The 15,794-nt window shown below is 57.4% G+C and carries 13 protein-coding genes and 1 tRNA gene; all 14 read right to left on the reverse strand.

Going from position 1 to position 15,794, the window contains the following annotated elements; translation table 11 throughout:
- Positions 1-267, reverse strand: a 267-nt coding sequence (locus AC58X1_RS24570; RefSeq protein ID WP_497429614.1) for a GTP-binding protein, incomplete at its 3' end; no start/stop codon positions are given.
- A gap of 31 nt (positions 268-298) precedes the next feature.
- Positions 299-2,446: an elongation factor G gene (gene fusA, locus AC58X1_RS24575; protein ID WP_101322347.1), complete on the reverse strand. Its 2,148-nt coding sequence runs from the start codon at positions 2,444-2,446 to the stop codon at positions 299-301.
- A gap of 30 nt (positions 2,447-2,476) precedes the next feature.
- Complete coding sequence (gene rpsG / locus AC58X1_RS24580; protein ID WP_008089143.1) at positions 2,477-2,947, reverse strand: 30S ribosomal protein S7; 471 nt, start codon at positions 2,945-2,947, stop codon at positions 2,477-2,479.
- 106 nt (positions 2,948-3,053) lie between these two features.
- Positions 3,054-3,425: a 30S ribosomal protein S12 gene (gene rpsL / locus AC58X1_RS24585; RefSeq protein ID WP_003257088.1), complete on the reverse strand. Its 372-nt coding sequence runs from the start codon at positions 3,423-3,425 to the stop codon at positions 3,054-3,056.
- Between the two features lie 211 nt (positions 3,426-3,636).
- Positions 3,637-7,836 (reverse strand): DNA-directed RNA polymerase subunit beta', encoded by a 4,200-nt coding sequence (gene rpoC / locus AC58X1_RS24590; protein ID WP_150571017.1) that lies wholly within the window; start codon positions 7,834-7,836, stop codon positions 3,637-3,639.
- Between the two features lie 64 nt (positions 7,837-7,900).
- On the reverse strand, positions 7,901-11,974 hold the full coding sequence (gene rpoB, locus AC58X1_RS24595) for a DNA-directed RNA polymerase subunit beta (protein WP_101322349.1): 4,074 nt from the start codon (positions 11,972-11,974) through the stop codon (positions 7,901-7,903).
- A gap of 217 nt (positions 11,975-12,191) precedes the next feature.
- Positions 12,192-12,557, reverse strand: coding sequence for a 50S ribosomal protein L7/L12 (rplL, locus tag AC58X1_RS24600; protein WP_033703494.1), 366 nt, complete (start codon positions 12,555-12,557; stop codon positions 12,192-12,194).
- Positions 12,558-12,635: 78 nt separating this feature from the next.
- Positions 12,636-13,136 (reverse strand): 50S ribosomal protein L10, encoded by a 501-nt coding sequence (gene rplJ, locus AC58X1_RS24605; protein ID WP_101322350.1) that lies wholly within the window; start codon positions 13,134-13,136, stop codon positions 12,636-12,638.
- A 198-nt stretch (positions 13,137-13,334) separates the two neighbouring features.
- Positions 13,335-14,030, reverse strand: coding sequence for a 50S ribosomal protein L1 (gene rplA / locus AC58X1_RS24610; protein WP_101322351.1), 696 nt, complete (start codon positions 14,028-14,030; stop codon positions 13,335-13,337).
- On the reverse strand, positions 14,030-14,461 hold the full coding sequence (gene rplK, locus AC58X1_RS24615; protein WP_103435168.1) for a 50S ribosomal protein L11: 432 nt from the start codon (positions 14,459-14,461) through the stop codon (positions 14,030-14,032). The genes rplA and rplK overlap by 1 nt, the downstream gene beginning before the upstream one ends.
- A gap of 119 nt (positions 14,462-14,580) precedes the next feature.
- Positions 14,581-15,114, reverse strand: coding sequence for a transcription termination/antitermination protein NusG (gene nusG, locus AC58X1_RS24620; RefSeq protein ID WP_101322353.1), 534 nt, complete (start codon positions 15,112-15,114; stop codon positions 14,581-14,583).
- Positions 15,115-15,123: 9 nt separating this feature from the next.
- Entirely contained in the window at positions 15,124-15,492 is a 369-nt protein-coding gene (gene secE, locus AC58X1_RS24625) for a preprotein translocase subunit SecE (protein ID WP_101322354.1), read from the reverse strand.
- A 44-nt stretch (positions 15,493-15,536) separates the two neighbouring features.
- Positions 15,537-15,612 (reverse strand) — tRNA-Trp (locus tag AC58X1_RS24630).
- A 55-nt stretch (positions 15,613-15,667) separates the two neighbouring features.
- Positions 15,668-15,794 (reverse strand): EF-Tu C-terminal domain-related protein (locus AC58X1_RS24635; protein WP_497429527.1); only part of this gene is annotated, 127 nt, incomplete at its 5' end.

Genomic DNA, 15,794 nt, shown 5'->3' on the forward strand with positions numbered 1-15,794 from the left:
CACATAGTCAGCGTGACCTGGGCAGTCGACGTGAGCGTAGTGACGGATCTTCGAGTTGTACTCGACGTGCGCGGTGTTGATGGTGATACCACGCGCTTTCTCTTCTGGAGCCGAGTCGATCTTGTCGAAGTCAACAACAGCCGAACCGAAAACTTCGGAGCAGACGCGAGTCAGAGCAGCAGTCAGAGTGGTTTTACCGTGGTCGACGTGACCGATGGTGCCAACGTTGACGTGCGGAAGGGAACGATCAAATTTTTCTTTAGCCACGACAGTGAACTCCTAGCCTAAAGGGGCTGAATCAGCCTTGTTTTTTAACGAGAGCTTCGACGATGTTCGACGGAGCTTCGGCGTATTTGGAGAATTCCATGGAGTAGCTCGCGCGACCCTGAGACATGGAACGAACGTCGGTCGCATAACCGAACATTTCCCCGAGCGGCACTTCAGCACGGACAACCTTGCCGGAGACCGAATCATCCATACCCTGGATCAGACCACGACGACGGTTCAGGTCACCCATCACGTCACCCATGTAGTCTTCTGGGGTTACAACTTCGACCTTCATGATCGGCTCGAGAACCACGCCACCGCCCTTCTGGGCCAGTTGCTTGGTTGCCATCGAAGCAGCGACCTTGAACGCCATTTCGTTGGAGTCGACGTCATGGTACGAACCGTCGAATACCGTGGCCTTGAGGCCGATCAGAGGATAACCGGCAACGACGCCGTTTTTCATCTGCTCTTCGATACCCTTCTGGATCGGGGCGATGAATTCCTTAGGAATCACACCACCAACGACTTCGTTGGTGAACACCAGACCTTCGGTGATGTTGCCTTTGTCGTCCACGTCCGGCTCCGAGAAACGGATCCAGCAGTGACCGAACTGACCACGACCACCCGACTGACGAACGAATTTACCTTCGATCTCAACGTTGGACTTGGTGATCTTCTCGCGGTACGAAACCTGCGGCTTGCCGATGTTGGCTTCGACGTTGAACTCGCGCTTCATGCGGTCAACGAGGATGTCCAGGTGCAGCTCACCCATACCCGAGATGATGGTCTGACCGGTTTCTTCATCGGTCTTGACGCGGAACGACGGGTCTTCCTGAGCCAGTTTGCCCAGTGCGATACCCATCTTTTCCTGGTCCTGCTTGGTTTTCGGCTCAACAGCAACCGAAATTACAGGCTCCGGGAAGTCCATACGCTCGAGGATGATCGGCTTGTCGGCGTTGCACAGGGTGTCACCAGTGGTGACGTCCTTCATGCCGATCAGAGCAGCGATGTCGCCTGCGCGTACTTCTTTGATCTCTTCACGCTGGTTGGCGTGCATCTGCACCATACGACCAACGCGCTCTTTCTTGCCCTTGACCGAGTTGATCACGGAGTCGCCCGAGCTCAGGAAGCCCGAGTAGACGCGCACGAAAGTCAGAGTACCAACGAACGGGTCGGTGGCAATCTTGAACGCCAGAGCCGAGAACGGCTCGTCGTCGGAAGCATGACGCTCGTCGTAGTCGGCGTCGACCAGCTCTTCTTTCGACTTCTCGATCAGATCAGGGTGAATACCTTTGATCGCCGGGATTTCGGTAGGAGCAGGCAGGAACTCGATTACGGCGTCCAGAACCAGGGGAACGCCCTTGTTCTTGAACGAGGAACCGCAGACAGCCGGAACGATTTCGCCAGCCAGGGTGCGCGCGCGCAGACCGGCCTTGATTTCTTCGACGGTCAGCTCTTCGCCTTCCAGGTACTTGTTCATCAGCTCTTCGCTGGACTCGGCAGCAGCCTCGACCATTTCGGAGCGATACTTCTCAGCCAACTCGAGCATGTCCGCAGGAATTTCTTCCTCGCGCGGCGAAGTGCCCTTGTCGTCATCGTTCCAGTAGACAGCTTTCATCTTGATCAGGTCGACCTGACCCTGGAAGTTGTCTTCCGAACCGATTGCCAGCTGGATCGGAACCGGGGTGTGACCCAGGCGGTTCTTGATCTGGCCGATAACGCGCAGGAAGTCAGCGCCTGCACGGTCCATTTTGTTCACGTAGACAACACGTGGAACGCCGTACTTGTTGGCTTGACGCCATACGGTTTCGGACTGTGGCTCAACGCCGGAGGTACCGCAGAACACAACGACCGCGCCGTCGAGTACACGCAGCGAACGCTCAACTTCAATGGTGAAGTCAACGTGGCCAGGGGTATCGATGACGTTTACGCGGTAGTTGTCGTACTGACCGGTAGAACCCTTCCAGAAGGTGGTAACGGCAGCGGAGGTAATGGTAATACCCCGCTCCTGCTCCTGCACCATCCAGTCGGTGGTCGCGGCGCCGTCATGCACCTCGCCCATCTTGTGGCTCAGGCCTGTGTAGAACAGGATCCGCTCGGTAGTGGTAGTTTTGCCCGCATCGACGTGCGCGCAAATACCAATGTTACGGTAGCGGTTAATTGCTGTAGTACGAGCCATAAAGCCCTCGCAAAATGATTGATGCTTGAATTAGAAGCGGTAGTGCGAGAATGCTTTGTTGGCTTCAGCCATACGGTGCACGTCTTCACGCTTCTTGACTGCAGCACCTTTGCCTTCAGCAGCATCCAGCAGCTCGCCAGCCAAGCGCAGAGCCATGGACTTCTCGCCGCGCTTGCGGGCGTAGTCTACGAGCCAGCGCATTGCCAGAGCGTTACGACGGGATGGACGAACTTCGACCGGAACCTGGTAAGTGGCACCGCCGACACGGCGGGACTTTACTTCGACCAGCGGAGCGATGGCGTCGAGAGCTTTCTCGAAGATTTCCAGGGGATCGCTGTTCTTGCGTTCTTTGACCTTGTCCAGCGCACCGTAAACGATACGCTCGGCAACGGCCTTCTTGCCGCTTTCCATCACGTGGTTCATGAACTTCGCGAGGATTTGCGATCCGTATTTTGGATCGTCCAGAATCTCACGTTTTGCTGCTACACGACGTCTTGGCATGATAAGCCCTCAAACGGTCTTCAGGTTAGCCCGGGACCTGGGTCTACGACCCCCGCCCGACCTTACTCTTATCGACTGAAAAAAATGATTATGTGCAAACGGCCGATTACTTCGGACGCTTGGTACCGTACTTCGAACGACCTTGGTTACGACCTTTGACGCCGGAGGTATCCAGGGAGCCGCGAACGGTGTGGTAACGAACACCTGGCAAGTCTTTTACACGGCCGCCACGGATCAGGACGACGCTGTGCTCTTGCAGGTTGTGGCCTTCACCGCCGATGTACGAGGAAACCTCGAAACCGTTGGTCAGACGCACACGGCATACTTTACGCAGTGCCGAGTTAGGTTTTTTCGGCGTGGTGGTGTACACACGGGTGCACACGCCACGACGTTGCGGGCAGTTCTGCAGCGCAGGTACGTCGGATTTCTCGACGGTACGCTTACGCGGCTGACGTACCAGCTGGTTGATAGTTGCCATCTACTAGCTCCACTGATTGTCTTGCGACGCTATTGTCTTGCAAGAAAGCCTAAAATTGACGAGACGGAGCCTCACCAAATTTAAGGGTACAAAAGTCTAAAGAGGTTCTTGCACCCAGTCAAGACAAGGCCCCGGCCCTCCCCGCCCGGTGATCGGTAACATTGCATGTCACCAAGCACCGCGGAGAGGGGCCGGGGCCCCGCCCTGTTACTTAATTACCGCTGGAATTCAACGCTTCGGTCAGTGCGGCTTCCACCTCACTGGCACTTACGCGCAGCGGTTTGTCGGCATCACGGCGACGCTTGCGCTCGCTGTGGTAAGCCAGACCGGTACCGGCCGGGATCAGACGGCCGACAACCACGTTCTCTTTCAGGCCGCGCAGGTAATCGCGCTTGCCGGTTACCGCCGCTTCGGTCAGTACACGGGTGGTTTCCTGGAAGGAAGCCGCCGAGATGAACGATTCGGTGGACAGCGAGGCCTTGGTGATACCCAGCAGCACACGGGTGAACTTGGAGATGAACTTGTCATCGGCTGCGAGACGCTCGTTCTCGACCAGCACGTGAGTCAGTTCCATCTGGTCGCCCTTGATGAAGCTGGAGTCGCCCGACTCGGCAATCTCGACCTTACGCAGCATCTGACGCAGGATGGTCTCGATGTGCTTGTCGTTGATCTTAACGCCTTGCAGACGGTAAACGTCCTGGATCTCGTTGACGATGTACTTCGCCAGCGCGCTGACACCCAGCAGACGCAGGATATCATGCGGATCGCTTGGACCGTCGGAGATAACTTCGCCGCGGTTGACCTGCTCGCCTTCGAAGACGTTCAGGTGGCGCCACTTCGGAATCAGCTCTTCGTACGGATCGCTACCGTCGGTCGGAGTGATGACCAGACGACGCTTGCCTTTGGTCTCTTTACCGAACGCGATGGTACCGCTGACTTCCGCCAGGATCGACGCTTCTTTCGGACGACGTGCTTCGAACAAGTCGGCAACACGTGGCAGACCACCGGTGATGTCACGGGTCTTCGACGTTTCTTGCGGGATCCGCGCGATAACGTCACCAACACCGATCTGGGCACCGTCAGCTACACCTACCAAGGCGTTGGCCGGCAGGAAGTACTGAGCAGGTACGTCGGTACCTGGCAGCATCAAATCCTTGCCATTGGCGTCGACCATCTTGATGGCCGGACGGATTTCCTTGCCAGCGGCAGGGCGATCCTTGGCGTCCAGGACTTCAATGTTGGTCAAACCAGTCAACTCGTCAGTCTGACGCTTGATGGTGATGTTTTCTTCCATGCCCACGAAGGTCACGGTACCTTTCAGCTCGGTAACGATCGGGTGGGTGTGCGGGTCCCACTTGGCGACGATTGCGCCTGCGTCGACCTTGTCACCTTCCTTGACCGAAATCACGGCGCCGTAAGGCAGCTTGTAGCGCTCACGCTCACGACCGAATTCGTCGGCAATGGCCAGCTCGCCGGAACGCGATACAGCAACCAGGTTGCCGTCAGCACGCTCTACCTGCTTGAGGTTATGCAGACGAACCATACCGCCGTTCTTCACCTGGACGCTGTCGGCAGCCGAGGTCCGGCTGGCAGCACCACCGATGTGGAACGTACGCATGGTCAGCTGGGTACCCGGCTCACCGATGGACTGGGCAGCGATTACGCCGACCGCTTCACCGATGTTCACCTGGTGACCGCGAGCCAGGTCACGACCGTAGCACTTGGCGCAGATACCGAAGCGAGTTTCACAGCTGATCGGCGAACGAACGATAACTTCGTCGATGCTGTTGAGCTCGATGAACTCGACCCACTTCTCGTCGACCAGGGTACCGGCCGGAACGATGACATCGTCGGTGCCAGGTTTGAACACGTCACGGGCGATTACTCGACCCAGTACGCGCTCACCCAATGGCTCGACCACGTCACCGCCTTCGATGTGCGGAGTCATCAGCAGGCCCTGATCAGTGCCGCAATCGATCTCGGTAACCACCAGATCTTGTGCCACGTCGACCAGACGACGAGTCAGGTAACCCGAGTTCGCAGTCTTCAAGGCGGTATCCGCCAGACCCTTACGAGCACCGTGCGTCGAGATGAAGTACTGCAGAACGCTCAGACCTTCACGGAAGTTCGCGGTGATCGGCGTCTCGATGATCGAGCCGTCCGGCTTGGCCATCAGACCACGCATACCGGCCAACTGACGAATCTGAGCTGCCGAACCCCGAGCACCGGAGTCAGCCATCATGTACATCGAGTTGAAGGACTCTTGGTCGACTTCGTCGCCATTGCGGTCGATGACTTTCTCTTTCGAGAGGTTGGCCATCATCGCCTTGGAGACTTCGTCGTTCGCCTTGGACCACAAGTCGATGACCTTGTTGTACTTCTCGCCCTGGGTTACCAGGCCGGAAGCGTACTGGCTCTCGATTTCCTTCACTTCTTCGGTGGCAGCACCGATGATGCGGGCTTTTTCGTCCGGGATAACGAAGTCGTTAACACCGATCGAAACGCCGGAAATGGTCGAGTAGGCAAAGCCGGTGTACATCAGCTGGTCAGCGAAGATAACGGTCTCTTTCAGACCAACCACGCGGTAGCACTGGTTGATCAGCTTGGAGATCGCCTTTTTCTTCATTGGCTGGTTGACCACGTCGTACGACAGACCTGGTGGTACAACCTGGAACAGCAGTGCACGGCCGACAGTGGTGTCGACGATACGGGTGTTCTTGACGCTGCCGCCATCACGGTCGTTCACGGTTTCGTTGATACGAACCTTGATCTTGGCGTGCAGGGCAGCTTCGCCGGCGCGGAATACCCGGTCGACTTCCTGCAGGTCAGCGAAGATGCGACCTTCGCCCTTGGCGTTGATGGCTTCGCGGGTCATGTAGTACAGACCCAGTACAACGTCCTGCGACGGAACGATGATTGGCTCACCGTTGGCTGGCGACAGAATGTTGTTGGTGGACATCATCAGCGCGCGCGCTTCGAGCTGGGCTTCCAGCGTCAGCGGCACGTGCACGGCCATCTGGTCACCGTCGAAGTCGGCGTTGTACGCAGCACAGACCAGCGGGTGCAGCTGGATAGCCTTACCTTCGATCAGTACCGGTTCAAACGCCTGAATGCCAAGACGGTGAAGGGTCGGTGCACGGTTGAGCAGTACGGGGTGTTCGCGGATCACCTCGGCGAGCACGTCCCAGACCTCTGGCAGCTCGCGCTCGACCATCTTCTTGGCAGCCTTGATGGTGGTCGCCAGACCACGCATTTCCAGCTTGCCGAAAATGAACGGCTTGAACAGCTCGAGAGCCATCTTCTTCGGCAGACCGCACTGGTGCAGGCGCAGGGTCGGGCCTACAGTAATTACCGAACGGCCGGAGTAGTCCACGCGCTTGCCGAGCAAGTTCTGACGGAAGCGACCTTGCTTACCTTTGATCATGTCAGCCAGCGACTTCAGCGGACGCTTGTTCGAGCCAGTGATGGCGCGACCGCGACGGCCGTTGTCGAGCAGGGCGTCGACCGCTTCCTGCAGCATGCGCTTTTCGTTGCGCACGATGATGTCCGGAGCCGACAGGTCAAGCAGACGCTTGAGACGGTTGTTCCGGTTGATCACGCGGCGGTACAGGTCGTTCAGGTCGGAGGTCGCGAAGCGGCCACCATCCAGTGGTACCAGCGGACGCAGGTCCGGCGGCAGTACTGGCAGAACGGTCAGGACCATCCACTCAGGCAGGTTGCCCGAGCCCTGGAAAGCTTCCATCAGCTTCAGGCGCTTGGACAGCTTCTTGATCTTGGTTTCCGAGTTGGTTTGCGGAATTTCTTCGCGCAGGCGGCCAATCTCATGCTCCAGGTCGATAGCGTGCAGCAGCTCGCGAACAGCCTCGGCACCCATGCGGGCATCGAAGTCATCACCGAACTCTTCCAGCGCTTCGAAGTACTGCTCGTCGTTGAGCAGCTGACCCTTCTCCAGGGTGGTCATGCCCGGGTCGATAACGACGTAGCTCTCGAAGTAGAGAACGCGCTCGATATCACGCAGGGTCATGTCCATCAGCAGGCCGATACGGGACGGCAGCGACTTCAGGAACCAGATGTGGGCGACTGGCGAGGCCAGTTCGATGTGCGCCATGCGCTCACGACGAACCTTGGCCAGGGCGACTTCAACGCCGCACTTCTCGCAGATCACACCACGGTGTTTCAGGCGCTTGTACTTACCGCACAGGCACTCGTAGTCCTTGACTGGGCCAAAGATCTTGGCGCAGAACAGGCCGTCACGCTCAGGTTTGAACGTACGGTAGTTGATGGTTTCCGGTTTTTTAACTTCACCGAACGACCACGAACGGATCATCTCAGGCGACGCGAGGCCGATGCGAATGGCATCGAACTCTTCGACTTGACCCTGGTTTTTCAGCAAATTCAGTAGGTCTTTCAAGGCCTTTCCTCCTGGCGGAGCAAGGAGCGGGCTGTTACAGCCCCGCTCCCATTCGCGTCACGTGTTATTCGGTTTCCAGATCGATATCGATACCGAGCGAACGGATCTCTTTGATCAACACGTTGAAGGACTCGGGCATGCCCGGCTCCATACGGTGATCGCCATCCACGATGTTTTTGTACATCTTGGTACGACCGTTCACGTCGTCCGACTTCACTGTGAGCATTTCTTGCAGAGTGTACGCCGCGCCGTATGCTTCCAGCGCCCAGACTTCCATCTCCCCGAAACGCTGACCACCGAACTGCGCCTTACCACCCAGCGGCTGCTGGGTAACCAGGCTGTACGAACCAGTGGAACGCGCGTGCATCTTGTCGTCCACCAAGTGGTTCAGCTTGAGCATGTACATGTAACCAACGGTCACTGGACGCTCGAACTTGTTGCCGGTACGGCCGTCGAACAGCACCATCTGGCCGCTTTCTGGCATGTCAGCCAGTTTCAGCATGGCCTTGATTTCGCTTTCCTTGGCACCGTCGAAGACTGGAGTAGCCATAGGCACGCCTTTCTTCAGGTTGTGCGCCAGAGCAAGGATCTCAGCGTCGGTGAAGTCTTCCAGGCTTTCCTGACGACCGCCGATCTCGTTGTAGATCTCGGTGAGGAAGCTGCGCAGCTCAGTGGCTTTGCGCTGCTCTTCGATCATCCGGTCTATCTTCTCGCCCAGACCTTTGGCCGCGAGGCCGAGGTGGGTTTCGAGGATCTGCCCGACGTTCATACGCGATGGTACGCCCAGCGGGTTCAGTACGACGTCTACCGGAGTACCGTTGGCGTCGTGCGGCATGTCTTCGACCGGCATGATCACCGAGACCACACCTTTGTTACCGTGACGGCCGGCCATCTTGTCGCCCGGCTGAATGCGGCGGCGGATAGCCAGGTAGACCTTGACGATCTTCAGTACGCCCGGTGCCAGATCATCGCCCTGCTGCAGCTTGCGCTTCTTGTCTTCGAACTTGTCGTCGAGCAGACGGCGACGATCGACGATGTAGGCCTGGGCCTTCTCGAGCTGATCGTTGAGCGCGTCTTCGGCCATGCGCAGTTTGAACCACTGGCCGTGCTCCAGACCGTCGAGGACTTCGTCGCTGACCACGGTGCCTTTTTTCAGGCCCGCGCCACCGTCGACAACCTGGCCGTTCAGCGCCGAGCGCAGACGCTCGAAGGTTGCGCCTTCAACGATGCGGAACTCTTCGTTCAGATCCTTGCGGATCTCGTCCAGCTGGGTCTTCTCGATGGACAGGGCGCGGCTGTCGCGCTCAACGCCGTCACGAGTGAAGACCTGCACGTCGATGACAGTACCTTTGGTGCCGGTTGGCACGCGCAGGGAGGTGTCTTTAACGTCGCTGGCTTTTTCACCGAAGATTGCACGCAGCAGTTTTTCTTCCGGAGTCAGTTGGGTCTCGCCTTTCGGAGTGACCTTGCCGACCAGGATGTCGCCAGCGCCGACTTCAGCACCCACGTAAACGATACCGGCTTCGTCCAGTTTGTTCAGTGCAGCTTCACCCACGTTCGGGATGTCTGCAGTGATTTCCTCAGGCCCAAGCTTGGTGTCACGCGCCACACAGGTCAGTTCCTGAATGTGGATAGTGGTGAAGCGATCTTCCTGAACCACGCGCTCCGACAGACAGATGGAGTCTTCGAAGTTGAAGCCGTTCCACGCCATGAACGCGATGCGCATGTTCTGACCCAGAGCCAGCTCACCCATATCGGTGGACGGACCGTCAGCCATGATGTCATGACGCTTGACCACATCACCCTTGCTGACCAGCGGACGCTGGTTGATGCAGGTGTTCTGGTTCGAGCGGGTGTACTTGGTCAGATTGTAGATGTCGACACCGGCTTCACCGGTTTCAACTTCGTCATCTGCAACGCGAACCACGATACGGCTGGCATCGACCGAGTCGATAACGCCGCCACGGCGAGCCACGACGCAGACGCCGGAGTCACGGGCAACGTTGCGCTCCATGCCGGTACCTACCAGCGGCTTGTCGGCGCGCAGGGTTGGTACAGCCTGACGCTGCATGTTCGAACCCATCAACGCACGGTTGGCGTCGTCGTGCTCGAGGAACGGAATCAGCGACGCTGCAACCGAAACTACCTGCTTCGGCGAAACGTCCATCAGGGTGACGTCTTCCGGCGCCTTGACGGTGAATTCGTTCAGGTGACGTACTGCTACCAGTTCGTCGATCAGACGCTTGTCTTCGCTCATGGTGGCCGAAGCCTGGGCGATGACGTGGTCAGCTTCTTCGATCGCCGACAGGAACACGATGTCGTCGGAAACCACACCCTCTTTCACCACGCGGTACGGGCTCTCGAGGAAGCCGTACTGGTTGGTGCGGGCATACGCCGCCAGGGAGTTGATCAGACCGATGTTCGGACCTTCAGGGGTCTCGATCGGGCACACACGGCCGTAGTGGGTCGGGTGTACGTCACGGACTTCAAAGCCAGCGCGCTCACGGGTCAGACCGCCAGGGCCGAGTGCAGAGACACGACGCTTGTGGGTAATTTCCGAGAGCGGGTTGTTCTGGTCCATGAACTGCGAGAGCTGGCTGGAACCGAAGAACTCTTTCACCGCCGCCGCAACCGGCTTGGCGTTGATCAGGTCTTGCGGCATCAGGCCTTCGCTTTCTGCCATCGACAGACGCTCTTTGACCGCACGCTCAACGCGCACCAGGCCAACCCGGAACTGGTTCTCGGCCATCTCACCAACACAACGCACACGGCGGTTGCCGAGGTGGTCGATGTCGTCGACGATGCCTTTACCGTTACGGATGTCGACCAGAGTCTTCAGCACGTCAACGATGTCTTCCTTGCTCAACACGCCCGAACCTTCGATCTCGGAGCGACCGATACGACGGTTGAACTTCATACGGCCAACAGCGGACAGATCGTACCGCTCGGCGCTGAAGAACAGGTTGTTGAACAGGGTCTCGGCGGCATCCTTGGTTGGCGGCTCGCCTGGACGCATCATCCGGTAGATCTCGACCAGCGCTTCCAGTTGGTTGCTGGTGGTGTCGATCTTCAGGGTGTCCGAAATGAACGGACCGCAGTCGATGTCGTTGGTGTACAGCGTCTCGAGGCGAACAACCTGAGCCTTGGCGATCTTGATCAGCAGCTCGGTGGTCAGCTCGGTGTTGCACTCAGCCAGGATCTCGCCGGTAGCCGGATGCACGATTGCCTTGGCAGTGGTGCGACCCAGTACGTACTCCATCGGCACGTCCAGCTGCTTGACGCCAGCCTTCTCGAGCTGATTGATGTGGCGTGCAGTGATACGACGGCCTTGCTCGACGATGACTTTGCCATTTTCGTCATGGATGTCCATGACCGCAACTTCACCGCGCAGGCGCTGAGGTACCAGCTCCAGGCTCAGGCTTTCACCGGTAACGTGGAACACGTTGGTGGTGTAGAAGGCGTTCAGTACCTCTTCGGTGCTGTAGCCCAGCGCGCGCAGCAGTACCGAGGCCGGCAGTTTGCGGCGACGGTCGATACGCACGAATACGCAGTCTTTCGGGTCGAACTCGAAGTCCAACCAGGAGCCGCGGTAAGGAATGATACGAGCCGAGTACAGCAGTTTGCCCGAGCTGTGCGTCTTGCCACGGTCGTGGTCGAAGAACACACCCGGCGAACGGTGCAGCTGGGAAACGATCACACGCTCGGTACCGTTGATAACGAAGGTACCGTTCTCAGTCATCAGGGGAATTTCACCCATGTAGACTTCTTGCTCTTTGATGTCCTTGATCGCTTTGTTCGACGACTCTTTGTCGAAGATGATCAGACGGACCTTGACCCGCAGCGGTACGGCGAACGTCACGCCGCGCAGGACGCATTCCTTGACGTCGAAAGCCGGTTCGCCCAGACGATAGCCAACGTACTCCAGGGCAGCGTTGCCGGAGTAGCTGATGATCGGGAAGACCGACTTGAAGGCAGCATGCAGACCGACGTCGCGGAACTGATCCTTGGATGCTCCCGCTTGCAGGAATTCGCGATACGAATCCAGCTGGATGGCCAGGAGGTAAGGCACATCCATCACGTCCGGCAACTTGCTAAAGTCCTTGCGGATACGTTTTTTCTCAGTGTATGAGTAAGCCATCAGCGTTCCCCAGCTTGGTCACCTGCTTGTTTGGCGTCTCCCGGCGGGAGCAACCAGAAAATCGTGCAAACCCCATGGTTTGCTCCACCCTCTAGGTGGCTACAGCACGTTATCGGGGCCGACCTGGTCGGCCGCCAATAACGGAAAAAGGCCGGTGGCAAAAGCCACCAGCCGTCAGCCTTAGCTCAACGCTCCGGCTGGAGTCGCAAAGTCGAAATTACTTCAGTTCGACTTTAGCGCCTGCTTCTTCCAGCTTCTTCTTAGCGTCTTCAGCGGCTTCTTTCGAAACGCCTTCAGCTACAACCTGAGGAGCGCCATCGACTTTCTCTTTGGCTTCTTTCAGGCCGAGACCGGTCAGTTCACGAACTGCCTTGATCACGTTTACTTTCTTCTCGCCAGCTTCCAGCAGAACGACGTTGAATTCGGTCTGCTCTTCAACAACGGCGGCAGCAGCAGCTGGGCCAGCAGCGGCAACAGCGGCGGTCACGCCGAAGGTTTCTTCCATTGCTTTGATCAGTTCAACAACTTCCAGAACGGTTTTCTGGCCGATTGCTTCGATGATTTGTTCGTTAGTCAGGGACATTGACTTAAATCCTGTATTGGGGTGAAGGCCTACGCAGCCATCAAATTAAACGTATGATTTTGAAAGCGCTTCGTTGCCTTAGGCAGCGGTAGCTTCTTTCTGGTCGCGAATGGCTGCCAGGGTACGAGCCAGCTTGCTGGTAGCGCCTTGGATAACGCTCATCAGCCTTGCGATGGCTTCGTCGCGGGTCGGCAGGGTAGCCAACACGTCGATTTCGTTCGCTGCAATGAACTTGCCGTCAAACGCAGCTGCCTTGATCTCGAACTTGTCCTGACCCTTGGCGAACTCTTTGAACAGACGAGCAGCAGCGCCCGGGTGTTCGTTGGAGAAAGCGATCAGGGTCGGGCCAGTGAAGGCGTCGTTGAGGACACTGAAGTCAGTGCCAGCAACAGCGCGCTTGAGCAGGGTGTTACGTACAACACGTACGTATACGCCAGCTTCACGGGCCTCTTTACGGAGTCCGGTCATTGCGCCTACAGTCACACCACGGGCATCAGCCACGACAGCGGACAGAGCGACTTTGGCAGCCTCGTTGACTTCAGCGACGATGGCCTTCTTGTCTTCGAGTTTAATTGCCACGGGTAAAACTCCTGCTTGTTACCGTTTCATCTGGCCGAAGCCGGATGTCGTTTTGGTGTCTGATTCGGTAAGGAACCGGGAGCACCATCTGCGTAGGCTGGGTGTTTAAGGCTTGCGCCGCCTACGGTCTTGGATAGCCCCCGCCAGGCAGGGACCCCAATTTTTGCAGCTGGCGTGCCTGAGCACGCCGGCTTTGTCTTACGCGTCCAGCGAGCTCTGGTCGATGACCAGACCTGGGCCCATAGTGGTGCTCAGGGTAACGCGCTTGACGTAGATACCTTTCGAGGAAGCCGGCTTGATACGCTTCAGATCAGCGATCAGGGCTTCAACGTTTTCCTTCAGCTTGCCGGCTTCGAAGCCAACCTTGCCAACGGAGGTGTGGATGATACCGTTTTTGTCGGTGCGGTAGCGAACCTGACCAGCTTTGGCGTTTTTAACCGCGGTAGCTACGTCTGGAGTCACGGTACCAACCTTCGGGTTAGGCATCAGGCCACGAGGACCGAGAACCTGGCCGAGTTGACCAACAACGCGCATGGCATCCGGGGATGCGATGACTACGTCGTAGTTCAGGTCGCCGGCTTTCATTTCGGCAGCCAGATCGTCCATGCCTACACGGTCAGCGCCGGCAGCCAGAGCGGCTTCAGCAGCAGGACCCTGGGTGAATACGGCAACGCGTACGGTCTTGCCAGTGCCGTGTGGCAGCACAGTAGCGCTACGAACGACCTGGTCGGATTTACGCGGGTCAACACCGAGGTTGACGGCAACGTCGAAGGATTCGCTGAACTTCACGGTGGAGAGTTCGGCCAGCAGCACTGCTGCGTCTTCGAAGTTGTAGACTTTGCCAGCTTCGATTTTCGAAGCAATAGCCTTTTGGCGCTTGGTCAGCTTAGCCATTACACACCCTCCACGTTGAGGCCCATGCTGCGAGCAGAACCGGCGATGGTACGCACGGCTGCATCCAGGTCAGCGGCAGTCAGATCAGCCTCTTTGGTCTTGGCGATCTCTTCCAGCTGAGCACGGGTCACAGTACCCACCTTGACGGTGTTAGGACGCGCGGAGCCGCTGGTCAGGCCAGCTGCTTTTTTCAGCAGAACCGAAGCAGGGGTGCTTTTGGTTTCGAAGGTGAAGCTACGGTCACTGTAAACAGTGATGATCACAGGAGTCGGCAGGCCGGCTTCTTGACCCTGAGTACGGGCGTTGAAGGCCTTGCAGAATTCCATGATGTTCACACCGTGCTGACCCAGTGCTGGACCAACGGGTGGGCTAGGGTTGGCCTGGCCGGCCTTTACTTGCAGCTTGATGTAAGCCTGAATCTTCTTAGCCATGAGCTACTCCAATATCGGGTACGAACGCCTGAAGGCTCCCCGGATTACGTGCGTTTTATCCCAGTGACGACAAAACCCCGCAGCACATAGGGCTGCGGGGTATGGGATGCGTCGTTCGCCTAGACCTTCTCGACCTGGCCGAACTCGAGCTCCACCGGAGTGGAACGACCGAAAATGAGCACCGCCACCTGGAGCCGGCTCTTTTCGTAGTTAACTTCTTCAACGGTACCGTTGAAATCAGCAAAGGGACCGTCAACAACACGAACCACTTCACCTGGCTCAAAGAGCGTTTTTGGCTTCGGCTTGTCGCTGCCGTCGGCAACGCGACGCAGAATAGCCTCAGCTTCTTTATCGGTGATGGGTGCAGGCTTGTCTGCAGTACCACCAATGAAGCCCATTACACGAGGGGTATCCTTGACAAGGTGCCAAGTACCTTCGTTCATTTCCATCTGGACCAACACATAGCCAGGGAAGAACTTACGCTCGCTCTTGCGCTTCTGGCCATTGCGCATTTCGACGACTTCTTCGGTCGGAACCAGAATTTCGCCGAAACCGTCTTCCATGCCAGCCAGCTTGACACGCTCAGTCAAAGAGCGCATCACATGCTTCTCGTAACCCGAGTAAGCATGCACAACGTACCAACGCTTAGCCACGGGACACCCTTAGCCAACAATCAAGGAAACCGCCCAGCCGAGCAGGGAGTCGAGACCCCACAGCAGCAGCGCCATAACCAATACAACGACCACAACGATAAGCGTGGTTTGCATGGTTTCTTGGCGGGTCGGCCACACGACTTTACGGATCTCGGTACGAGCTTCCTTCGCCAACGCAAAGAACGACTTGCCCTTTGCAGTCTGCAAGGCAACGAAGCCAGCAGCAGCAGCCAGAGCTAGAAGTGCGAGTACGCGGTACAGAATCGGAGAGGCGGAGTAATATTGATTACCCACGACACCAACGACTACCAGTGCAACAACAGCGAGCCACTTGAAAAGATCAAAACGCGAATCTTGGGCTTCAGTTTTGGGAGTCATCGAGGAGGATCCTGTGAGAAGAAAGCCAATCACACCGAGGTGAATGGCAGGTCAGGAGGGAATCGAACCCCCAACCTACGGTTTTGGAGACCGTCGCTCTGCCAATTGAGCTACTGACCTTTAACACTGTACCAGGCCGGCCATTATGCCGACCTGATCTTATGAAATCAACTACTTATTCAATAATTTTTGCTACGACGCCGGCGCCGACGGTACGACCGCCTTCACGGATAGCGAAGCGCAGACCGTCTTCCATTGCGATGGTCTTGATCAGAGTGACTTCCATCTGGATGTTGTCACCT

The organism is Pseudomonas sp. PGPR N4, assembly GCF_059693665.1.

Coding starts and splice junctions, on each gene's coding strand:
- fusA (WP_101322347.1), bottom strand. CDS start 2,446: ATGGCTCGTACTACAGCAATTAACCGCTACCGTAACATTGGTATTTGC.
- rpsG (WP_008089143.1), bottom strand. CDS start 2,947: ATGCCAAGACGTCGTGTAGCAGCAAAACGTGAGATTCTGGACGATCCA.
- rpsL (WP_003257088.1), bottom strand. CDS start 3,425: ATGGCAACTATCAACCAGCTGGTACGTCAGCCGCGTAAGCGTACCGTC.
- rpoB (WP_101322349.1), bottom strand. CDS start 11,974: ATGGCTTACTCATACACTGAGAAAAAACGTATCCGCAAGGACTTTAGC.
- rplL (WP_033703494.1), bottom strand. CDS start 12,557: ATGTCCCTGACTAACGAACAAATCATCGAAGCAATCGGCCAGAAAACC.
- rplA (WP_101322351.1), bottom strand. CDS start 14,030: ATGGCTAAGCTGACCAAGCGCCAAAAGGCTATTGCTTCGAAAATCGAA.
- rplK (WP_103435168.1), bottom strand. CDS start 14,461: ATGGCTAAGAAGATTCAGGCTTACATCAAGCTGCAAGTAAAGGCCGGC.
- secE (WP_101322354.1), bottom strand. CDS start 15,492: ATGACTCCCAAAACTGAAGCCCAAGATTCGCGTTTTGATCTTTTCAAG.